The sequence below is a fragment of the Modestobacter sp. SYSU DS0290 genome (assembly GCF_054050955.1).
Window position 1 is genome coordinate 1 of sequence record NZ_JBJHAI010000004.1, and the last position, 21,470, is coordinate 21,470.

At 76.7% G+C, this 21,470-nt stretch carries 16 protein-coding genes; 3 read left to right on the forward strand and 13 right to left on the reverse strand.

Going from position 1 to position 21,470, the window contains the following annotated elements; translation table 11 throughout:
• From ftsZ to mraZ, 13 genes are all read right to left on the reverse strand, one after another.
• On the reverse strand, nucleotides 1-1,149 hold a 1,149-nt coding region (gene ftsZ, locus ACI795_RS05515; protein ID WP_457074223.1), incomplete at its 3' end, for a cell division protein FtsZ.
• Between the two features lie 372 nt (nucleotides 1,150-1,521).
• Complete coding sequence (locus ACI795_RS05520; protein ID WP_457074224.1) at nucleotides 1,522-2,193, reverse strand: cell division protein FtsQ/DivIB; 672 nt, start codon at nucleotides 2,191-2,193, stop codon at nucleotides 1,522-1,524.
• Between the two features lie 137 nt (nucleotides 2,194-2,330).
• A complete protein-coding gene (murC, locus tag ACI795_RS05525; protein WP_457074226.1) occupies nucleotides 2,331-3,809 on the reverse strand; it encodes a UDP-N-acetylmuramate--L-alanine ligase in 1,479 nt (492 codons plus the stop codon).
• The gene (murG, locus tag ACI795_RS05530) at nucleotides 3,806-4,942 is read right to left on the reverse strand and encodes an undecaprenyldiphospho-muramoylpentapeptide beta-N-acetylglucosaminyltransferase (RefSeq protein WP_457074228.1); all 1,137 of its coding nucleotides are present in this window, start codon (nucleotides 4,940-4,942) and stop codon (nucleotides 3,806-3,808) included. The genes murC and murG overlap by 4 nt, the downstream gene beginning before the upstream one ends.
• The gene (ftsW, locus tag ACI795_RS05535) at nucleotides 4,939-6,642 is read right to left on the reverse strand and encodes a putative lipid II flippase FtsW (RefSeq protein WP_457074230.1); all 1,704 of its coding nucleotides are present in this window, start codon (nucleotides 6,640-6,642) and stop codon (nucleotides 4,939-4,941) included. The genes murG and ftsW overlap by 4 nt, the downstream gene beginning before the upstream one ends.
• Before the next feature lie 23 nt (nucleotides 6,643-6,665).
• Nucleotides 6,666-8,111: a UDP-N-acetylmuramoyl-L-alanine--D-glutamate ligase gene (gene murD / locus ACI795_RS05540; protein WP_457074231.1), complete on the reverse strand. Its 1,446-nt coding sequence runs from the start codon at nucleotides 8,109-8,111 to the stop codon at nucleotides 6,666-6,668.
• Between the two features lie 11 nt (nucleotides 8,112-8,122).
• The gene (gene mraY, locus ACI795_RS05545; RefSeq protein WP_457074232.1) at nucleotides 8,123-9,199 is read right to left on the reverse strand and encodes a phospho-N-acetylmuramoyl-pentapeptide-transferase; all 1,077 of its coding nucleotides are present in this window, start codon (nucleotides 9,197-9,199) and stop codon (nucleotides 8,123-8,125) included.
• A complete protein-coding gene (locus ACI795_RS05550) occupies nucleotides 9,196-10,626 on the reverse strand; it encodes a UDP-N-acetylmuramoyl-tripeptide--D-alanyl-D-alanine ligase (RefSeq protein WP_457074233.1) in 1,431 nt (476 codons plus the stop codon). Before ACI795_RS05550 ends, mraY begins: the two co-directional genes overlap by 4 nt.
• Entirely contained in the window at nucleotides 10,623-12,188 is a 1,566-nt protein-coding gene (locus ACI795_RS05555; protein WP_457074235.1) for a UDP-N-acetylmuramoyl-L-alanyl-D-glutamate--2,6-diaminopimelate ligase, read from the reverse strand. The genes ACI795_RS05550 and ACI795_RS05555 overlap by 4 nt, the downstream gene beginning before the upstream one ends.
• Nucleotides 12,189-12,280: 92 nt before the next feature.
• Nucleotides 12,281-14,137 (reverse strand): peptidoglycan D,D-transpeptidase FtsI family protein, encoded by a 1,857-nt coding sequence (locus ACI795_RS05560; protein WP_457074236.1) that lies wholly within the window; start codon nucleotides 14,135-14,137, stop codon nucleotides 12,281-12,283.
• A 3-nt stretch (nucleotides 14,138-14,140) separates the two neighbouring features.
• A complete protein-coding gene (locus ACI795_RS05565; protein ID WP_457074237.1) occupies nucleotides 14,141-14,686 on the reverse strand; it encodes a hypothetical protein in 546 nt (181 codons plus the stop codon).
• Complete coding sequence (rsmH, locus tag ACI795_RS05570; protein ID WP_457074238.1) at nucleotides 14,683-15,684, reverse strand: 16S rRNA (cytosine(1402)-N(4))-methyltransferase RsmH; 1,002 nt, start codon at nucleotides 15,682-15,684, stop codon at nucleotides 14,683-14,685. The genes ACI795_RS05565 and rsmH overlap by 4 nt, the downstream gene beginning before the upstream one ends.
• Nucleotides 15,685-16,025: 341 nt before the next feature.
• Nucleotides 16,026-16,460 (reverse strand): division/cell wall cluster transcriptional repressor MraZ, encoded by a 435-nt coding sequence (mraZ, locus tag ACI795_RS05575; protein WP_457074239.1) that lies wholly within the window; start codon nucleotides 16,458-16,460, stop codon nucleotides 16,026-16,028.
• 303 nt (nucleotides 16,461-16,763) lie between these two features.
• On the opposite strand from mraZ, the gene ACI795_RS05580 reads away from it, so the two are divergent.
• From ACI795_RS05580 to ACI795_RS05590, 3 genes are read left to right on the forward strand one after another with little or no spacing between them, the layout of a single operon-like run.
• A complete protein-coding gene (locus ACI795_RS05580; protein ID WP_457074241.1) occupies nucleotides 16,764-17,735 on the forward strand; it encodes an AAA family ATPase in 972 nt (323 codons plus the stop codon).
• Between the two features lie 25 nt (nucleotides 17,736-17,760).
• Nucleotides 17,761-19,104 (forward strand): DUF58 domain-containing protein, encoded by a 1,344-nt coding sequence (locus ACI795_RS05585; protein WP_457074242.1) that lies wholly within the window; start codon nucleotides 17,761-17,763, stop codon nucleotides 19,102-19,104.
• Nucleotides 19,101-21,437, forward strand: a complete 2,337-nt coding sequence (locus ACI795_RS05590; protein ID WP_457074244.1) for a transglutaminase family protein — start codon at nucleotides 19,101-19,103, stop codon at nucleotides 21,435-21,437. Before ACI795_RS05585 ends, ACI795_RS05590 begins: the two co-directional genes overlap by 4 nt.
• Nucleotides 21,438-21,470: the final 33 nt, after the last annotated feature.

Below are 21,470 nucleotides of genomic sequence, written 5' to 3' on the forward strand. Positions count from 1 at the left end.
GGGGGCGCCGCCGCCCCGGCGGGGCGGGGGGGGGGGGGGGGGGGGGGGGGGGGGGGGGGGGGGGGCGGGCGCGCCCCCCGCCCCCCCCCCCCCCCCCTCCCCGGTCTGCGCGGGGACCGCGGGCCGGGACACCGCCGGCGCGGGCGCGGGCGCGGACGCCGGGACGCCGGAGACCGCCGTGGCGTCCTTGCGGTTGCCCGGCTTGCCGCCGTCGAAGCCCGCGGCGATCACGGTGACCCGGACCTCGTCCCCGAGGGCGTCGTCGATGACCGCCCCGAAGATGATGTTGGCGTCCGGGTGCGCGGCGTCGCTGACCAGGGACGCCGCCTCGTTGATCTCGAACAGACCGAGGTCCGAGCCACCGGAGATCGACAGCAGGACGCCGTGAGCGCCCTCCATCGAGGCCTCCAGCAGCGGCGAGGCGATCGCCTGCTCGGCGGCCAGCAGCGCCCGGTTGTCGCCCCGCGCGCTGCCGATGCCCATCAGCGCCGAGCCTGCGCCGGACATGACCGACTTGACGTCGGCGAAGTCCAGGTTGATCAGGCCGGGCGTGGTGATCAGGTCGGTGATGCCCTGGACGCCGGACAGCAGCACCTGGTCGGCGGTGCGGAAGGCGTCCATCACGCTGACGTTCCGGTCGCCCAGCTGCAGCAGCCGGTCGTTCGGGATCACGATCAGCGTGTCGCACTCGTTGCGCAGCTCCTCGATGCCCGACTCGGCCTGGACGGCCCGCCGCTTCCCCTCGAAGGAGAACGGGCGGGTGACCACGCCGATGGTCAGGGCACCGAGCTTGCGGGCGATGGAGGCGACGACCGGGGCACCACCGGTGCCCGTGCCGCCGCCCTCGCCCGCCGTCACGAAGACCATGTCGGCGCCCTTGAGCACCTCTTCGATCTCCTCACGGTGGTCCTCGGCGGCCTGGCGACCGACGTCCGGCTGCGCACCGGCGCCCAGACCGCGGGTGAGCTCGCGACCGACGTCGAGCTTGACGTCGGCGTCGCTCATCAGCAGCGCCTGTGCATCGGTGTTGATCGCGATGAACTCGACCCCCTTGAGGCCCACCTCGATCATCCGATTGACCGCGTTCACCCCGCCGCCGCCGATGCCGACGACCTTGATGACCGCGAGGTAGTTGTGCGGAGGTGTCATGCGGCGCTCCCCAACTGAACCCTCATCCTCATGTAGAGCCTTATAGTTATGTCAACTCGGGCGTTGGGGACGAAGTTAGGTGCCCCCCAACGGCCCAGCAAGCACCCCTCCGGGCTCGGCGTGTCCCACGGGCACCACCTCACGAATCTCCCCCGACCCGTCGGTCACATCTGTCTCACGGATAGTGACGACCCGCGCGGCGGGCGTCTCATGTGCCGGTGCAGACGGCTGGGACGCCGCCCGGCACGCCGAGACGGGGAACTCGCTGGACATTTTCCGGCCCGGGCGTGTCGTCGCGCGCGGCGCGTTGCCTCCGGGTGGACGTCCGGAGGTCGATCCGTCCACCCACCGCCGGGCTGCGGAGGCCTCGGCTCAGCGCAGGACGACGGCGTCGGGGGTGCTGACGTCGAGGGTCCCGGCCGGGTCGAGGGTGCCGGCGTCGATCTGCTCCAGCAGGGCGTCGAGCACCTCCGCCTTGCGGTCGGTGCGCGCGGCGCTGCCCCACAGCACGGCGCGGCCGTCGGTCAGCGTGAGGGTGACGTCGTCCGGCCCGTCGGCGGAGACCGCGGTGACCTGCTCGCGCACGTGCCGCGGCAGCGCGGTGAGCGCACCCAGCGCCGCGGTGGTGGCGGCGTCGTCCGGACCCGGGTCGGCGACGTCCAGCGGCACGACGCCCTGGGGGGCCGGTCCGGTGATCGTGTCGAACACGACGCCGGTGTCGTCGACCAGCTGCCGGCGACCGGCGTCGGACACCACCGCGACCGGACGGCGCTCGACCACGGTGACCACCACGGTGTCCGGCCAGCCCCGGGTGACCTCGACCGAGGCGACGGGTGGCAGCCGGCCGACCCGTTCGGCGGCGCCGGCGGTGTCGACCCGGACCAGCGGCGTCCCCTCGTCGATCCCGGCGCTCGCCACCACCTGCTCGGTCGAGAGGGCCACCACGCCGTCGACGCGGACCTCCTGCACGGCCAGCACCGGGGAGCCCAGGAGCAGCCAGGCGACCACACCGACCGTGCTCAGGGCGACCGCCAGGGCGGCCACCAGGCGACGCCGCGGGCGGGCCGTCCGGCGCGGCCGGCGCCGTGGCCGCAGCGGCGTGACCGAGGACGCGCCCCGGCCCGGGGCCGTCCCGCGCCGGACCGACCGGGCCCGGTCCCGCGTGGTCGACCCCGTGCGGCTCACCGGGGCGCCCCCGGTGCGGTGGTCGCCTCGGTCCCCGGGTCCGGGTCGGCGATCGCGGCCAGGATCTCCGGCCCGACCATGGAGACGTCCCCGGCGCCCATGGTGACCACCAGGTCACCGGGGCGCGCCCGGGCGGCCATCGTGGGGGCCGCCGCCGACCACGACGGCTCGAACGCCACCCGTTCCGCCGGCAGTGGCACCGCCTCCGCCACCAGCGCGCCGGTCACCCCGGGCACCGGGTCCTCACGGGCGCCGTAGATGTCCATCACGACGACCTCGTCGGCGAGCCCCAGTGCCTGCCCGAAGCCGACGGCGAACTCCGCGGTCCGGCTGTAGAGGTGCGGCTGGAAGAGCACCAGCAGCCGGCCGGAACCGGTCACCGCCCGGGCGGCGCGCAGCTGCGCGGCCACCTCCGTGGGGTGGTGGGCGTAGTCGTCGTACACCCGCACCCCGGCGACGGTGCCCTTGAGCTCGAACCTGCGGTGCACCCCGCCGAACCGGCCCAGGCCGCCGATGAGCCCGGCGGCGGGCAGGCCCAGCTCCAGCCCGGCCAGCAGCGCGGCCGCACTGTTGAGCGCCATGTGCGCACCCGGCAGCCGGATGTGCACCTCACCGAGCACCCGGCCGTCCAGGACGGCGGTGTAGCGGGTGCCGTCGGGTCCGACCCGCAGGTCGTCCAGCCGGAGGTCGGCGCCCTGCCCCTGGCCGTAGGTGCGCACCCGGGCGGGGCCGCGAGCTGCCGGTCCACCCGCCACCTCCGCGAGCCGGGCGGCGCCCGGGTCGTCGGCGCACAGCACCAGGAACCCGTCCGCCGGCACCGTGCCCACGAAGGCGTCGAAGGCGGCCTCGACGGCCGCCAGGTCGCCGTAGTTGTCCAGGTGGTCGGCCTCCACGTTGGTCACGATCGCCGCCCGGGGCGCCAGCAGCAGGAAGGAGCGGTCGCTCTCGTCGGCCTCGGCCACGAAGACGTCCCCCTCCCCCGCGTGCGCGTTGGACCCGGACTCGTTGAGCGTGCCGCCGATGGCGAAGGAGGCGTCCACCCCGCAGGCCTGGACCGCGACGGTCAGCATCGACGTCGTCGACGTCTTGCCGTGCGTGCCCGCGACGGCGACGCTCCGCCGGCCGGCCATCACCGCGGCGAGCGCGACCGCCCGCGGCACCACCCGCAGACCGCGCTCGCGGGCAGCCGCCAGCTCGGGGTTCTCGGCCCGGATCGCGGTGGAGACGACGACCGTGGCCGCGTCCCCGAGGTGGGCCGCCTCGTGGCCGACCTCCACGCGGGCGCCCAGGGCCGCCAACGCCCGCAACGCCGGGGAGTCGCGGCGGTCGCTGCCGGACACCTGCAGGCCGCGGGCCAGCATGATCCGGGCGATCCCGCTCATCCCCGCGCCGCCGATGCCGATGAAGTGCACCGCCCCGAGGTCCTCCAGCGCCGGGATCGGCCCCCGCCACCCGGCCACGTCCGCCGCACTCATCGCGCCACCACTCCCAGGACCATGTCGGCGAGCCGTTCGTCTGCGTCGCGGGCTCCGGCAGCGGCCGCGCGCCCGGCCAGCGCGGCCAGCCGCACCGGGTCGGTGAGCAGCGGCAGCAGCTCCGCGCCGATCCACTCCGGGGTCAGGTCGGCGTCGGCCACCAGCAGCCCGCCCCCGGCCGAGACCACCGGCAGGGCGTTGAGCCGCTGCTCGCCGTTGCCGATGGGCAGCGGCACGAAGGCCGCGGGCAGCCCGACCGCGGACAGCTCGGCGACGGTCACCGCACCCGACCGGCACAGCGCCAGGTCGGCCGCGGCGTAGGCGAGGTCCATCCGGTCCAGGTAGTCGACGACGACGTAGGGCGCCGCGCCGGCCGGCCGGGCGGGCACCTCGACGTCGGTGTTCTTCGGCCCCCGGGCGTGCAGGACCTGCACCCCGGCGGCGGTGAGCGCGTCGGCGGCGGCCACCGCGGCCCGGTTCAGCGAGGCCGCGCCCTGCGAGCCGCCGAAGACCAGCAGGGTGGGCCGGTCGGCGTCCAGGCCGAACGCGGCCCGCGCCTCGGCGCGGCGCGCGGACCGGTCCAGCCCGCTGATCGAGGTGCGCAGCGGCATCCCGACGTGCTCTCCCCCGCGCAGCGGGGTCCCCGGGACGGTGACCGCGACCCGGGCGGCGAGCCGCGCCCCGATCCGGTTGGCCAGCCCGGGCAGCGCGTTCTGCTCGTGCACGACGACCGGGATCCCGGCCCGCCGGGCGGCCAGGTAGGCCGGCAGCGCGACGTAGCCGCCGAACCCGACGACGACGTCGGCACCGAGGTCGGTCAGCAGCGCGCGGGTCTCCGCCACGGCACGGCGCACCCGTCCCGGCACCCGGAGCAGGTCGACGGTGGGCTTGCGGGGCAGCGGGACCGGCGGGATCAGGCGCAGGTCGTAGCCGCGCGCCGGGACCAGCCGGGTCTCCATGCCGCGGGCGGTGCCCAGGCAGGTGACCCGCGGGGTGCCACCGGGGGCGCCGGTGCGCCGGGTCAGCGCGTCGGCGAGGGCGAGCATCGGCTCGATGTGGCCGCCGGTGCCGCCGCCGGCGAGCACGACGTGGACCCCGGCGGGGGAACCGGGGGCGGGGTGGGGCTGGGTCACTGCGGGCGTCCTGGCCGTTCCGTTCTCGGGCGGGACCGCGGGACCGACCGGCCCCGTGCCCCGCGGGCAGCCCCGGCGGCACCGCGGTCGCGGCGGTCGCGGGGGTCGACGGGGACGGGCACGGCCGGGGTGCGGCCGCGGTCGGTCGGGCGGTCACCGGCGGGCTGCCGGCCGCGCACAGTCTGCCGCTGGACCCCACCCCGGCGCGCGTCCGGGGCGTCCGGCCAGGGGTCCGGGGCGCTGCGCCGGGCAGGCCGGGGGGTCTCCCGGGGACCCGGTCGCACGGCCTCCTGCTCCTGGGTGCGCAGCCCCGGCACCCGGGTGACCGTGCGGCCCTGGCGCCGCCGGGCAGCGTCGGCCACCGGCTCGGTGCCCTGCCCCGACCGCGTCGGGCGACGACGGCGGGACGGCACCGGGTCGACCGGGGTGGCCGGGACCGGCAGCAGCAGCCGGGCGGCCCAGCTGCGGCGGGTGGTGCGCTGGTGCGCGATCGCCGCCGGCTCGGACCGGGCGAAGCGGGCGAGCAGGCCGATGACGAACAGGGTCAGCACCAGCGAGGTACCGCCGGCGGAGATCAGTGGCAGCGTCACGCCGGTGACCGGCAGCAGGCCCACGACATAGCCCATGTTGATCGTGGCCTGCCCGATCAGCCAGAAGGTGATCGCGATGCTGGCCAGCTGGACGAACCGGTCGGTGGAGCGGCGGGCGATCCGGAAGCCGGCGTGGGCCAGCATGCCGTACAGGCCGATCACCACCAGGCAGCCGAGGAAGCCCAGCTCCTCGCCGATGATGGCGAAGATGTAGTCGGACTCGGCGTGCGGCAGCATCAGGTTCCACTTCATCGCGCTGTTGCCCAGCCCGACGCCCCACACGCCGCCGGAAGCGAGCGCGTAGAAGCCGCGGATCGCCTGCATGCCGTCGCCCAGCGGGTCGGCGAACGGGTCCAGGAACGAGGTGACCCGGGCCAGCCGGTACGGCGCCACCGCCACCGTCACCGCCACCACCGCGGCGACCACCCCGACCGCGCCGCCGATCCACTTCCAGGACAGCCCGCCGGCCCACATCAGCCCGGCGACGACCAGGCCCAGGCTGACCACCGCACCCATGTCCGGCTCGCGGAGCAGCAGGAGGGACATCACCCCGAAGACCGGGATGACCGGGACCAGGAGCGACCGGGTGGTGAGGTAGCGCTCGCGCAGGGCAATGACGTGGGCGCCCCACAACGCGAAGACCAGCTTGGCCAGCTCCGAGGGCTGGAAGTTGGTGAAGCCGAGGTCGAACCAGGCGCGGGAGCCGTTGAGCTTCAGCCCGATGCCCGGGACGAGCACCAGCACCAGCAGCGCGACGGCCAGCAGCATGCCGCGGCCGGCCCACTGCCGGATGCGCCCCACCGGCAGGCGCATCGCGACGAGCATCCCGGCCAGGCCGATCAGCGCGAAGACCAGTTGCCGGACGCCGGGCAGCCAGGCGGGCTGGCCGGCGGTGGCCGCCTCGATCGCGGAGGCGGAGAAGACCATGACCAGGCCGATGGCCAGCAGCATGCCCGCCGAGCCGAGGACCAGGTGCGAGCTGGTCATCGGCCCGTCGAGCCAGGCGGGGCCGCGCAGCCGCCAGCGCACGCCACCGGCGGTCCGGTCGGCGGCGGTGCGGTCCCCGGCGCGCTCGGTACGCGGGCCGCGCTCGCGCGTGGTCGCGGTCATCGGCAGCTCACGGGCGCACTACCTCATCCCAGTGCGCGGACCGCGTCCGCGAAGGCACGGCCCCGGTGCGCGTAGTCGGTGAACACGTCCATCGAGGCGGCCGCCGGGGCGAGCAGCACGGTGTCGCCGGGGCGGGCCAGCCGGACCGCGGCCGCCACCACCTCGCGCATCACCTCGTCGCCGTACGTCACACGGCCCCCATCGGTCACCACCGCACCATCGTCGCCGCTGGGGACCACGGTGCGCGGGACCGCGGGGGCGTGTCGCGCCAGAGATCGGGCCAGCTGCTCCCGGTCCCGGCCCAGCAGCACCACGCCGGCCAGCCGCGGGGCGACCGCGGCGACCAGCGGGTCGATGTCGGCGCCCTTGAGCAGGCCGCCGGCGATCCACACGACCCGGGGGTAGGCGGCCAGCGACGCGGCCGCGGCGTGCGGGTTGGTCGCCTTGCTGTCGTCCACGAAGTCGACGCCGTCGACCGTGCCGACCAGCACGTTGCGGTGGGCGCCACCGCGGAAGCCGGCCAGCCCGCGGCCGATGTCGGCCGGCGCGATGCCGGCCACCCGGGCCAGCGCGGCCGCGGCCAGCGCGTTCACCGTGTTGTGCGGACCGCGGACCTGCAGGGTCTCCAGCTCGGCGAGCACCTCACCGGCGGGCGCGCCGGCGAACGCCCGGTCGACCAGCGCGCCGGAGCGGACGCCGAGCTGGCCGCGGGCGGGCTCGTCGAGGGTGACCGTGACCGGCCGGCGGTGCCGGGCGACCAGGGCCGAGGCGACCGGGTCCCCGGCGTCGGCGACCGCGACCGGGGCGTGCAGCAGCAGCCGGGCCTTCGCGTCCCGGTAGGCCTCCGGGGAGCCGTGCCAGTCGACGTGGTCGTCGGCGACGTTGAGCACGCAGGCGCCGGCCGGCGCGATCGAGGAGGACCAGTGCAGCTGGAAGCTGGACAGCTCCACCGCGAGCGCGTCGTAGGCCGGGGCGCCGTCGGCGTCGGTGGCGGTGACGACCTCGACCAAGGGGCGCCCGACGTTGCCGGCGGCGACCGCCCGCCGGCCGCCCGCCTGCAGCACCGCCTCCAGCATCGTCACCGTGGTGGTCTTGCCGTTCGTGCCGGTGACCGCGTACCAGGGCGCGGGCTCGCCGTCGGGGCCGGGCAGTCGCAGCCGCCAGGCGAGCTCCGGCTCCCCCACCACCTCCAGCCCGCGGGCGGCGGCGGCGACCAGCAGCGGGTTGTCCGGGCGCCACCCCGGTGAGGTGACCACCAGGTCGACGTCCTCCGGGGGCAGGCTCAGCGGCCCCAGCCAGCGGGCGCCGGCGGCGACCAGCTCCGCCACCACCGCGGGTTCCGCGGCGTCGGTCAGCGCGACGTCCGCGCCGCGGGCCAGCAGCACCCGGGCGGCGGCCGCGCCCGAGACGCCGAGCCCGGCGACGAGCACGCGGTCGGGGACGCGGGGGGTGGAGGTCGGGGAGGTCACCGGCCCAGCCTTCACAGTCCGGCGAAGGAGAGCCAGTCGGCGTAGAACAGCCCCAGGCCGAACGCCACCGCCATCCCGGTGACCAGCCAGAACCGCACGATGACGGTGTTCTCCGCCCACCCGGCCAGCTCGAAGTGGTGGTGCAGCGGCGCCATCCGGAACACCCGGCGGCGGGTGGCCCGGAAGAAGCCGACCTGGATCACCACCGACAGGGTCACCGCGACGAACAGCCCGCCCAGCACCACCAGCAGCAGCTCGGTGCGGGTGACGATCGCCAGCCCGGCCATCAGCCCACCCAGGGCCAGCGACCCGGTGTCGCCCATGAAGATCCGCGCCGGCGAGGTGTTCCACCACAGGAAGCCCAGGCAGGCGCCCATCGCCGCGGCCGCGACGAGGGTCACGTCCAGCGGGTCGCGCACCGTGTAGCAACCGTCGACCAGCTCGGCGGCGCAGTCGTGGCCGAACTGCCAGAACGAGATGATCACGTAGCTGGCGAAGACCATCGCCGAGCAGCCGGCGGCCAGGCCGTCGAGCCCGTCGGTGAGGTTCACCGCGTTGGAGAAGCCGGCGATGAACAGGTAGGCGAAGGCGACGAACAGGAACGCCGGCAGGGTCAGCGGCGCGATGTCCCGGACGAAGGAGACCGCGGTGCTGGCCACCGCGGCGCCCTGGTCGTCCTCCACCAGCGCCAGCACGGCGAAGGCCAACCCGACCACCAGCTGGCCGACCAGCTTGGCGGTCTTGTTCAGCCCCAGGCTGCGCCGGTACCGGATCTTGAGGTAGTCGTCGAGGAACCCGACCGTGCCCAGCCCGATGAGCAGGAACAGCAGCAGGAGACCGGTGGTGGTCACCCCGCGCCCGGGCTGGCCGATGAGGAACAGGTGGGCGATGAGGTAGCCGCCGACGGTGGCCAGCACCATGACGGTGCCCCCCATGGTCGGGGTGCCCTTCTTCGCCAGGTGGCTCTGCGGCCCGTCGTCCCGGATCTCCTGGCCGAACCCGTGCCGGCGGAACGCCTTGATCGCCAGCGGGGTCAGCAGGATCGAGATGATCAGCCCGAAGGCGGCCGCGACCAGGACGGACTTCACGCGCCGGCCCCGCGGTCGGCGGGGACGTCGGACAGGACGTCTGCGGCCAGCAGCTCCAGGGCGTAGGCCCGGGACGCCTTGACCAGCACCACGTCGCCCGGTGTGAGCACCTCGGCGAGCAGCCGCCGGGCGGCCTCCCGGTCGGGCACGTGCACCACTTCCTCCTGTGTCTGGGCCTCCGCCGCGCCACTCGCCGACCGTTCGGCGAGCGCGCCGGTGTGCAGCCCGATGGCGTCGTCCCCCACGGAGACGAGCAGGTCCACGCCGCTGCGCAGGGCGTCCCGGCCCAGCCGGGCGTGCTCGGCGTCGGCGCCGGGGCCGAGCTCCCCCATCGCGCCGAGCACCGCGACGCGGCGGCGCGCGGGCAGCCGGGCGAGCGCCGCCAGCGCCGCGCGCATGGACTCGGGGTTGGCGTTGTAGGCGTCGTTGACGACCGTCACCCCGTCCGCGCGGCGGGTGACCTCCATCCGCCAGCGGCTGCGCGGGCCGGCAGCCGACAGCGCCGCGGCGACCGCCCCGGGGGCCATCCCGGCCGCCAGCGCGGCACCCGCCGCGGACAGCGCGTTGGCCACCTGGTGCACGCCGACGACCTGCAGCTGCACCGGGTGCTCCTCGCCCGCGGCCACCAGGGTGAAGCGGGCACGGGCCTGCTCGTCGAGCTCGACGTCGGCGGCCCGCACGTCGGCGTCCTCGGCCAGCCCGGTGCGCAGCACGGACGCGGCGGTGCGCGGCGCCATGCCGGCCACCCGGGCGTCGTCGGCGTTGAGGACCGCGGTGCCCTCGGCCGGCAGCGCCTCGACCAGCTCGCCCTTGCTGGCCGCGATCACCTCGGCGCTGCCGAACTCGCCGAGGTGGGCGGAGCCGACGTTGAGCACGACGCCGATGCGCGGGCGGGCGATGCCGCAGAGCCGGGCGATGTGACCGGGGCCGCGGGCGCCCATCTCCAGCACCAGGAAGCGGGTCGCGGCGTCGGCGGTGAGCACGGTCAGCGGCAGGCCGATGTCGTTGTTGAACGACCCCTGCGGGCTCACCGTCGGGCCGGCGGCGGCGAGCACCTGGCCGAGCAGGTCCTTGGTGGAGGTCTTCCCGGAGGAGCCGGTGATCCCGACCGTGACCAGGCCACCGGCGACCAGCCGGCGGTGCACCTCGGCGGCCAGCCGGCCGAGCGCGGTGACCGGGTCGGCGACGACGACGGTGGGCAGCGCGGGGTCGGCCCGGGTGGCCAGCGCCCCGGCCGCTCCGGCCGCCGCCGCGGCGGGCAGGTAGTCGGCGCCGTCCACCCGCTCGCCGGGCAGCGCGACGAACAGGTCGCCGGCGGCCAGCCGGCGGGAGTCGGCGACGACCGCCCCCGTGACGGCGCCGGTCCCGGCACCGACCAGCTCGCCGTCGACGGCGGCGGCGACCTCGGCCAGGGTGAGGGTGATCATGCGTGCACCCGCGCGCCCAGCACCTCGCGCAGCACGGTGCGGTCGTCGAAGGGGAACACCTGCCCTGCCACCTCCTGACCGGTCTCGTGGCCCTTGCCGGCCACCAGGAGCGTGTCACCCGGGCGGGCCAGCGCGACCGCGGCGGCCAGCGCCTCGCGCCGGTCGCCCACCTCCAGCACCTCTGCCCGCCGGTCGGCGGGCACGTCGGCGGCCCCCGCACGGACGGCGGCGCGGATGGCCGCCGGGTCCTCCGAGCGCGGGTTGTCGTCGGTGATCACCAGCACGTCGCTGCCGGCCGCCGCGGCCGCACCCATCCCCGGCCGCTTGCCGGGGTCGCGGTCACCGCCACAGCCCAGCACGGTCAGCAGCCGGCCCGGCGTGGCGGCGCGCAGCGCGTCCAGCGCGGTGGTCACCGCGTCCGGGGTGTGCGCGTAGTCGACGACGACGACGAACTGCTGCCCGGCGTCGACCGGCTCCATCCGCCCGGGGACCACGGTCTCGGCGAGGCCCGCCACCGCCGCCTCCACCGGGACGCCGACGGCGTCCAGCAGCGCGACGGCGAGGACGGCGTTGGCGACGTTGAACGCGCCGGGCAGCCGCAGCCGCGCGGGCCAGGACCGGCCGCCGGGGCCGTGCAGGGTGAAGCTCGACCCACCGGCCGGCAGCGCGGTGACGTCGGTGGCCGACCAGTCGGCGGCGGTCTCCCGGGTGGCGGCGTCCCGGGTCGAGACGGTGACCGTGCCGGGGCGCACCAGGCGGCGCCCGTACGGGTCGTCGACGTCGACCACCTCCACGGCCGCGCGCCCGTCGAACAGCAGCGCCTTGGCGGCGAAGTAGCTCTCCATGTCGCCGTGGTGGTCCAGGTGGTCGCGGGAGAGGTTGGTGAAGCCCGCGGCCGCGAAGCGCACCCCGCCGACCCGGTCCAGCGACAGGGCGTGGCTGGAGACCTCCATGACCACCGCGCGCACGCCGGACTCGACCATGGTCGCCAGCAGGGCGTGCAGGTCCGGCGCCTCCGGCGTGGTCCGGGCGCTGGGCAGCGTCGTGGTCACCGGCACACCGTCCGGTCCGGTGCCCCGGGTGCGGGTCTGCACGGTGCCGATCAGCCCGCTGGTCCAGCCGGCCGCGGACAGCCCGGCCTCGACCAGGTAGGCCGTCGTCGTCTTGCCGTTGGTGCCGGTGATGCCCAGCACGGTCAGCTGCTCGCTGGGCCGCCCGTACACCCGGCCGGCGACCGGTCCGAGCACCGCCCGCGGCCGCTCGACCAGGCAGACCGGCAGGCCGGTCGCCCGGGCGGCGTCCGCGCCGGCGGGGTCGGTGAGGACGGCCGTGGCCCCGCGGGCGGCGGCGTCGGCGGCGAAGCGGGCACCGTGGGTGCGGGCTCCGGGCAGCGCGGCGTAGAGGTCGCCGGGGCGGACCTCGGCCGAGGCGTGGGTCACGCCGGTGACGGTGGTGCCGGCGTCGCCCTGGGCCGGGTCGCCGATGAGGTCGGCGAGCTCGGCGAGCCGGAGCGGGCGGGTCCCGGCGGGCCGGGGCACCGAGCCGGGGACGGTCGGGGTCACGACAGCCCAATCTACCGGCGCCGGGTGCCGCGACCCGGTCGCCCACCCGAGCCCGTGTCGCGCGCCGTCCGGACCGCTCGGGGGCTGGCCGGTCAGGGGACCGAGAGGGTGAAGTCCGGGCGCGGCGCACCCGAGGGCACCACCCCACCGGCGGTGAGCGCGTACCGCATGACGTCGGCGAAGACCGGCGCGGCGACCTGGCCGCCCTCGGCGTCGCTGGTGGGGCGCTCCAGGTCCACGGCGACGACGTACTGCGGGTCGTCGGCCGGGGCGTACCCGACGAAGGTGGTGAAGTAGCCGCCACCGGCGTAACAGCCGCACTCGGGGTTGGCGCGCTGGGCGGTGCCGGTCTTCCCGGCCACCCGGAACCCGTCCACCTCACCCAGCGGCGCGGTGCCCCCGGGCCCGACGACCGCCTCGAGCATGTAGGTGAGCTGGTCGGCGGTGTCCTCGCTGACCACCCGGGTCGGCTCGGGCCGAGCGGCCTCGGTCACCGTGCCGTCGGGCGCGGTGACCGAGTCGACCACCCGGGGCGGGATGCGGACCCCGCCGTTGGCCAGGGTCTGGTAGACCGACGCCATCTGCAGGGTGGTCACCGAGATGCCCTGCCCGATCGGCACGTTGGCCGCTCGGCTGGCGGTCCAGTCGGCGGAGGACTGCAGGATGCCGGCGCTCTCGCCGGGCAGCTCGATGCCGGTGGTCGACCCGAGGCCGAAGGCCCGCAGGTAGCGCTCGAACGTGCTGTCGCCGACCTCCCGGGCCAGCATGATCGAGCCGACGTTGCTGGACTTGGCCAGGATGCCGGTCACGGTGAAGTCGATGGGCTCGTGGTCGTGCGCGTCGGTGACGACGACGTCGCCGGCCTGGATGTGGCCGTCGACGGTGAGCACGGTGTCGGCCCGCGCCTTGCCCTCCTCGATGGCGGCGGCCAGGGTGACCGCCTTCATCACCGAGCCGGGCTCGTAGACCTCCGACACCACCGGGTTGCCCAGCAGGTCGGGGTCGGTGCTGCTGTAGGAGCCTGGGTCGTAGCCGGGGCAGCCGGCCATGGCCGCGACCTTCCCGGTGGCCACCTCCAGCACCACGGCCGAGGCGGTGGTCGTCGCGCCGTCGGCGCAGGCGGCGTCCAGCCGCTGCTGGACGACGAACTGCAGGTCCTCGTCGAGGGTGAGCGTGACGGTCTCGCCGTCGACGGCGGGGGTCGTGTCGTCGATGCCCGAGGGGATGGGGTTGCCGCGCCCGTCGACCTCGATGCGCTCCTCGCCGTCGGTGCCGGAGAGCACGTCCTCGTAGCGCTGCTCGATGCCGGCCAGCCCCTCGCCCTCGCGCCCGACGAAGCCGACGACCTGGCCGCCGACCGCGCCGGCCGGGTAGAGCCGCACCGGGTCGTCCTCGAAGAAGATGCCCTGGGACTCCTCCAGCGCGCGGATCCGGTCGGTGACCTCGATGGGGACCTGCTGGGCCAGCACCACGTAGCGGGAGTCCCGGGAGAGCTTCTCGGTCAGCTCCGCCGCCGGGACGTCGAGCAGCGTGGTCAGCGCGAGGGCGGTGCGCGCCGGGTCCTCGACCAGGGTCGGGTCGGCGACGACCCGCTCGGCGTCCACCGAGTACGCCAGCACGGAGCCGTCCCGGTCGGTGATCTGCCCGCGGACGGCGGCGATCGGGTAGACCTTCATCCGGTCGTTCTCCGCCGCCTGCGCGTACGGCGCGCCGTCGACGCCCTGCAGCACGACCAGCTTGGCGACCACGACCACCAGCAGGGTGACCAGGAAGGCCAGGCCCCACCGGTTGCGCTGATCGCGCTGGGCCAGGCCCAGCGGCTCCCGCCGGCGTCCGCCCTCCCGCCACGGCCGCCCCTCGCCGGCGCGGCCCGCCGGCCCGGTGGGACGCGGCGGGGTCCGCCGGGCCGTGCCGGGGCGGAACGGGGGCGGTGGACCTGCTGGTGGCACGGATCAGTTCCCGGGGGTCTGGGGGTTCTGCGGGGTGTCGGGCTCGGGGGCGGGGGCGGGCTGGGCGGTCCCGACCAGCACCGAGGTGCCGTCGGGTTGGAGCACGAGGTGCCCGGCGGCACCGGGCGGGACCAGGCCCACCTCGGTGGCGGCGCGGGCGAGCTCTGCTGCACTGTCGGCAGCGATCACCCGCTGCTCCAGCCGAGCGACCTCCTCGGCCTGCTCGGCGTTCACCTGGCGCTGCCGGGTGGCGTCCAGGGAGTCCACCGCGATGGCCGTGTTCAGCAGCAGCAGGCCCAGCGTGGTCGTCACCAGCAGCGCGACGACCAGGAGGACGAACGGGGCCCGCCGGCGGCGCGGCGCGCGCCCGGGGCGGGGGGCGGGACGGGAGGCGCCGGCACCGCCGGGCACCAGCCGCAGTTGCGGCCGCGGCACCGGGCCGCTGCGCCGGGTGGGGGCGGTGCGCGGGGCGTGCACCGGCCCGGTCACGGCGGTGCGGGCCCGGGGTGCGCCCACCCGGCCGGTCGTCGCCCGTGCCGGGGCGCTCACGCGGCCCTCCGGACCCGCTCGGCGGCGCGCACCCGGGCGGAGGCGGCCCGGGGGTTCACCGCGACCTCGGCCTCGGTGGGGGCCTCGCCCCCGCGGGTGACCAGGCGGAGCACCGGGGCGTGCTCCGGCATGGGCACCGGCATCCCGGGCGGGGTCCGGTCGGTCGCCTCGGCGGCGAGGGTCTGCTTCACGATGCGGTCCTCGAGGGAGTGGAAGCTGATGACGACCACCCGGCCACCGACGGCGAGCGCGTCGATGGCGGCCGGGAGGGCACGGTTGAGGACGCCGAGCTCGTCGTTGACCTCGATGCGCAGCGCCTGGAAGGTCCGCTTGGCCGGGTGCCCACCGGTCCGCCGGGTGGCGGCCGGGATGGCGTCCCGGACCAGCTCGGCCAGCCGGGCGGTGCCGGTGAACGGCTCGCGCGCCCGCTCGCGCTCGATGGCGGAGGCGATCCGGCCGGCGAACCGCTCCTCGCCGTAGACCTTCAGCACCCGGGTCAGCTCGCCGCGGCTGTAGGTGTTGACCACGTCTGCGGCGGTCCGCGGTGCGCCGGGGTCCATCCGCATGTCCAGCGGGGCGTCGGTGGAGTAGCTGAAGCCGCGGGTGGGGCGGTCCAGCTGCAGCGAGGAGACGCCGAGGTCGAACAGGACGCCCTGGACCTCCGGCACGCCCAGCTCGCCGAGGACGTCGGGCAGCTCGTCGAAGACGGCGGGCACCAGGGTGGCCCGCTCCGTGCAGCCGGCGGCCGCGATCCGGGCGGCGGCCTCGGCGCGGGCGTCGGGGTCGCGGTCCAGGCCGATCAGGCGCAGCTCCGGGTGGGCGCGCAGCAGGGCCAGGGAGTGACCGGCCAGCCCGAGGGTGCAGTCGACCAGCACCGCGCCGGGGGCCTGCAGGGCCGGGGCGAGCAGCTCGGTGACCCGGTCCAGCAGGACCGGCACGTGCACGGCCGGGCCGGCTGCCGGGGTGCCGTCCGGGAGGTCGTCCGGGGTGGTGCTCATCGGTGGACTCCTCTCCGGACGCGGGTGGGTGGGGCGCAGTGGGGGCGGTGGAGCGCGGTGGTGCCCCGGTGGGCCGCCACCCGGGCCCGCCGCCCCGCAGGGCTCGCCTGGCGCCGGGGAAGCGGTGCCAGGTGGAGCCCTGCTGGGGCGGCTCGGGCGGGTGGTGCCCTGCGCGGGTGGTGCGGGACGTCGAGCCGGGGGGAAGTCGGCTCGCTGTCCGGTGGGCCCGAGCCGGGGGGAAGCCGGTTCGGCGCCCGGTGGGTCGAGCCGCGGGGAAGTCGGCTCGGCCCGGTGGGGGGTGGGGCAGTCGGTCGGTGGGGCCGGGTGGGGTGCTGACGGGCTCAGGAGAGGGTCGGCATCCCCTCGCTCTCCATGGCGGCGAAGACGGCTTCCTGCTCGGCCACGTAGGCGTCCCAGGTGGCGCTGTCCCAGATCTCGAACCGGGTGTCGACGCCGACGACCACGACGTCGCGGTCCAGTCCGGCGTACTCGCGGAGGCTGGCCGGGATGGTGATGCGACCGGTCTTGTCCGCCTCCACCTCGACCATCGAGCCGAAGCTCATCCGGGCGTGCATGCGGGCGGCGTTGGTGTCGGCGGGGGCCATGGCCTTCAGCGCGGCGCTCTGCTCGGCGACCCGGGCCATGGTGAGGCCGTAGATGCAGCGCTCCTGGCCCTTCTTGATCACCATGCCGCCGGCCACCAGCTCGCGGTAGCGGACGGGGAGTGCGAGCCGGCCCTTCTCGTCGAGGCGCAGGGGGTAGCTGCCGACGAACACCGGATCACCCCCCGCATCTGTCCTCCTGTGGCTCTGTCGGATCCCATCCGTGGTCCCGACCTCCCCATCCGGCGACACATTAACCCACTGGCCCCCACCAGACACCACTCCGCGCCGTGTCGGCCCCTCCGCCCCACCGCCCTCCACCGGGCTCCCCCGACGGCCGGCTCCGGCCCGCCCGGCGTCCCCCGGCGCACGACCGCCCGCCGGGCGCCCCACCGGGGGGCTTTCGCACGTACCGTGGTCCGGGTGACGGAGGGCACCACGGAGCTGGATCCGCGAGCGGACGGGGCAGGGCTCGGGGTGACCGCCCTCGACACGCCCTCGGACGGCGCCGAGATCGACGTCGCGGCCGCCGGCGCACAGCTGGCCGCGTCGATCGGCCGCGTGGTGGAGGGCAAGCCCGACGTCGTCCGGCTGGCCCTGGTCGTCCTGCTGGCCGAGGGGCACCTCCTCATCGAGGACGTGCCCGGCGTCGGCAAGACCACCCTGGCCAAGGCGCTGGCCCGGTCGATCGACGGCACCGTGCGCCGCATCCAGTTCACCCCGGACCTGCTGCCCAGCGACGTCACCGGGGTGGCGGTCTACGACCAGGAGAGCCGCGCCTTCGAGTTCAAGCCCGGCGCCGTCTTCGCCAACGTCGTCGTCGCGGACGAGATCAACCGCGCCTCCCCCAAGACCCAGTCGGCCCTGCTGGAGTGCATGGAGGAACGGCAGGTCACCGTCGACGGGATCACCTACGAGCTGGCCCGGCCGTTCATGGTGGTGGCCACCCAGAACCCGCTGGAGATGGAGGGCACCTACCCCCTCCCCGAGGCCCAGCGCGACCGGTTCACCGCCCGCGTCTCGATGGGCTACCCGGACCGGGACGCGGAGCTGGCGATGCTCGACGAGCGGTCCAGCGCCGACCCCCTGGGCGGGCTGACCCCGGTCATCGACGCCGCGGGCGTCCGCGCCCTGGTCACCGCCGTCAGCCGGCTGCACGTCGCCGAGCCGCTGCGCCGCTACGTCGTGGCGCTGGTGGAGGCCACCCGCCGCTCCCCCGACCTCCGGCTGGGCGCATCCCCCCGGGCCGGCCTGCAGTTGCTGCGCGCAGCCCGGGCCGCGGCGGCGCTGGCCGGCCGCGACCACGTGCTCCCCGACGACGTCCAGGCGATGGCGGTGCCGGTGCTCGCCCACCGGCTGCTGCTGAGCCAGGACGCGGCGATGGCCCGCCGGGACACCCAGCGCGTGGTCACCGACCTGCTCGCCACCGTCCCGGCCCGCGGCCGCTGAGCCCGGCACCTCCCGAGGTCACCCGGTGGCACGCACCCGGCTCCGCGACGCCGTCTCCTCGCTGACCCTGCGTGGCCGCTGCCTGGTGGCCGCCGGCCTCACCCTCGGCGGGCTCGGTGCACTGCTGGGCGAGCGCAGCCTGCTCCAGCTCGCACTGTTCGTCCTCGCCCTGCCGGTGCTCTCCGCCGTCGGCGTGGCCCGGCAGCGCTTCCGGCTGGCCTCCCGCCGTTCGGTCACCCCCGGCCGGGTGCCGCGCGGCGGCGACGCGGAGGTGCTGCTGGAGGTGACCAACACCGACCGGCGCCCCGGCGGCCTGTGGCTGCTCACCGAGCAGGTCCCCGCCGAGCTCGGGGTCCGGCCGCAGTTCGTGGTCGAGCGGCTGGCGGCCGGCGCGACCGCCGCCCTGCGGTACCGGGTGCACGGGGGCCGGCGCGGCCGGTTCCCCCTCGGGCCGCTGCGGCTGCGGCTGGTCGACCCCTTCGGGCTGGTGCTGCGCAGCGCCGCCGGCGCCGACACCGCCGCGCTGGTGGTGGTCCCGCGGGTGCGCCCACTGTCCGGCACCGGGCCCCTCTCCGGCAGTGGCGGCACCGGCGGCGAGGGCACCCGGCGCTCGATCGCCGTCCACGGGGAGGACGACGTGAGCACCCGCGAGTACCGCCGCGGCGACGACCTGCGGATGGTGCACTGGCGGGCCACCGCCCGCACCGGCGAGCTGATGGTGCGCCTGGAGGAGCGGCCCTGGCGGGCGTCGGCCACCCTGCTGGTCGACTGCCGGTCGACCGGGCACCTGCTCGGTGGCACGGCCGCCGGTCCCGCCGGCGACCAGGCGCCACCCGCGGACACCCTGGAGTGGGTGGTCGAGGCCACGGCGAGCATCGGCAGCCACCTGATCGGCCGCGGCGCCGGGCTGCGGGTGGTCACCGAGGCCGGTGAGCTCCGCCCGGCCACCGGTGCCGGTCCGCTGGGGCCGGGCGAGCTGCTCGACCGGCTGGCCGAGCTGGGCCCCTCGCGCCACCCGTCCCTGCAGCCGGGGCTGGAGGCGCTGCGCCGGGCCGGGGACGCCGGAGGGGTCATCGCCCTGCTGGGGCTGCTCGGCCCCGACGACGCCCAGGCCCTCGCCCGGGCCCGGTCCGGACCGGGCACCGACCTGGCCGTGCTGATCGACCCGGCGAGCTGGCTGGACGCCGGCGCGGTGCGCGGCCGGCGGCCACTGGCACCGGCCGCCCGGGCCCAGGTGGTCACCCAGCAGCAGCGGGCCGCCGAGCTGCTCACCGCGGCCGGCTGGCAGGTCGCGCTCGCCCGGGCCGACACCGGCGTCGACCAGCTGTGGCGGTCCCTCGGCACCCCGGCCGTGCAGGTGCCGGCATGACCCGCCCCGCGCCCGCTGCGCCGCCCGAGCGCCCCGGCCCCGCGCTGGCCGCCGCGGCCGCCGTCGCCCTGGGCAGCCTGGCGCTGGCGCCGGTGTTCGCGACGGCCGGGTGGCTCCCCCCGGCGCTGCTCGTCGTCCTCGCGGTGGGGCTGGGTGGGGTGGCGCTGCGCGCCGCTGCCGGGCGGATGCCGGACCCGGTGGCCCGCCGGGTCCGGCCGCTGGTGCCCCTGGGTCAGCTGGCCCTGGTGCTGGCCGCGCTCACGGCCGTCTTCGCGCCGGGCGAGGCGTTCGCCGGGGTGCTGCCGACCCCGGGCAGCGTCTCGGAGCTGGCCGCACTGCTGGCCGACGGCACCGAGGAGATCCGCGAGCAGGCCACACCGGCGCTCCCGCTGACCGGGCTGGTCGCGCTCACCGCCGTCTTCGTGGCGCTCGTCGCCCTCGCGGTCGACCTGCTCGCCGTCCCGGCCCGGCAGCCCGCCCTGGGCGGGCTGGGGCTGCTGGTCCTCTACTGCGTGCCGGTGAGCACGATCACCGGCGACGTCGCGCTCGTGGCCTTCCTCGGTCCGGCCACCGGGTTCGCCCTGCTGCTGTGGACCGACCAGCGGACCCGGCTGACCACCGGCGCACGGGCCGGCAGCGGCTCCCCGCTGGGGACGGGCACGGTGCCTGCGCTGCGCACGGGGGCGATCGCGCTGGTGGTCGGGGTCCTGCTGTCGGCCCTCGTGCCCACGCTGGACGAGGGCTCGCTGGCCGCCCGCTGGGGCTCTGGCGGGAACGGCACCGGCACCGCGCTCGACCCGGTGGCCGAGATGCGCGGGCAGCTGAACCGTCCGTCACCGGTCGACCTGCTCAGCGTGCGGTCCGACGGCGACCTGGGCTACCTGCGCTCGGTGGTGCTCGACCGGTTCACCGCGGAGGGCTGGGAGCGGAGCAACGCCGACGGGCAGCGCTCCATCGCCGGGGACCGCTCGCTCGCGCCGCTGCCCGGTGGGGTGGCCCACCAGCAGGTGACCGCCCGGATCACCGCTGTCGGCCTCGACGACCAGTTCCTCCCGGTCCCCTACTCCCCGCAGACGGTGGACGTCGCCGACGGCGACGAGGGGAACTGGCGGTTCGACCGCGCCGGCCGCACCGTCTTCGGCCGCGGCACCACCACCGCGGGCCTGGTCTACGAGGTCACCGCCGACCGGCCGGACCCGAGCCAGGCGGACCTGGAGAACGCACCGGCGGCCGAGCCCGGCAGCGACGGCACCGACCGCTACCTCGAGCTGCCGCCGCTGGACCCGGCCGTCACCGACCTGGTCCTCCAGCTGACCACCCAGGACCAGTCACCCTACGAGCGGGTGCGGGCGGTCTTCGACCACCTGACCGACCGGAGCAACGGGTTCGTCTACAGCCTCTCCACCCAGCCGGGCACCTCCGGTGACGACCTCGCCGACTTCCTGGAGCGCAAGCGCGGCTACTGCGAGCAGTACGCCGGGGCCATGGCGGTGCTGGTCCGCGCCGCGGGGGTGCCCTCCCGGGTCGTGCTCGGCTACACCCGCGGTGCGGAACGGCCCGACGGCACCCGGGTGATCACCAGCGACGACGCGCACGCCTGGGTCGAGGTCTACTTCCCCGGGCAGGGCTGGATCCCCTTCGACCCCACCCCGATCGACGCCGACCGTGCCGCGCAGCTGCCGTGGGCGCCGCGGGCCGACGTCGTCGCTGCCGAGACCACCGCGCCGGCCGCCCCGAGCGCCGCGGTGCCGGCACCGGCCGGCCCCACCGCCCAGCTGGACCGGGACGACCAGTACGTGCCCCTGGCCACCCCCGAGGCGGCGGCTCCGTCGCACGGCCCCTGGCTGGCCGGCGTGGCGGGGCTCCTGCTGGTCCTGGCGCTCGCCGCGCTGCCGGCGGTGGCCCGCCACCGGCAGCGGCTGGGCCGGCTGGAGGACGGCCGACCGGCGGCGCTGTGGGACGAGCTGCTGGCCACCGCCACCGACCTCGGGCTGGTGGTCACCGGGACCGGCACGACCCGCCAGCTGGCCCGGCAGCTCACCGAGCAGGTGGCCGGCTCCGGCGGGACGGGCGCCGGCGGTGCGGGGGTCGACTCGATCGACGCCGCCCTGCGGGTGCTGACCCGCGCCGAGGAACGGGCCGTCTACGGCCCACCGGCGCCGTGGCCGGCCGACCCGGAGCTGCGCGCGGCGCTGGGCACCGTGCGGCAGGCGATGCTGCGCAGCGTGGGCCGGCGGCAGCGGGTGACGGCGGCGGTCTGGCCGGCGTCGACCCTGGCCGACGCCGGGCGCTGGGTGTCCGACCGGGGCCCGCGCCGCCCGCGTTCGGCCTGACCGAGCGGCCCGCCGGGGACGCTCGCTACGGTC

What these genes read in the sequence shown, in the direction of transcription:
- ACI795_RS05590 (WP_457074244.1), top strand. Translation starts at nt 19,101, where the DNA reads ATGACCCGCCCCGCGCCCGCTGCGCCGCCCGAGCGCCCCGGCCCCGCG.
- ACI795_RS05550 (WP_457074233.1), bottom strand. Translation starts at nt 10,626, where the DNA reads ATGATCACCCTCACCCTGGCCGAGGTCGCCGCCGCCGTCGACGGCGAG.
- ftsW (WP_457074230.1), bottom strand. Translation starts at nt 6,642, where the DNA reads ATGACCGCGACCACGCGCGAGCGCGGCCCGCGTACCGAGCGCGCCGGG.
- murC (WP_457074226.1), bottom strand. Translation starts at nt 3,809, where the DNA reads ATGAGTGCGGCGGACGTGGCCGGGTGGCGGGGGCCGATCCCGGCGCTG.
- rsmH (WP_457074238.1), bottom strand. Translation starts at nt 15,684, where the DNA reads ATGAGCACCACCCCGGACGACCTCCCGGACGGCACCCCGGCAGCCGGC.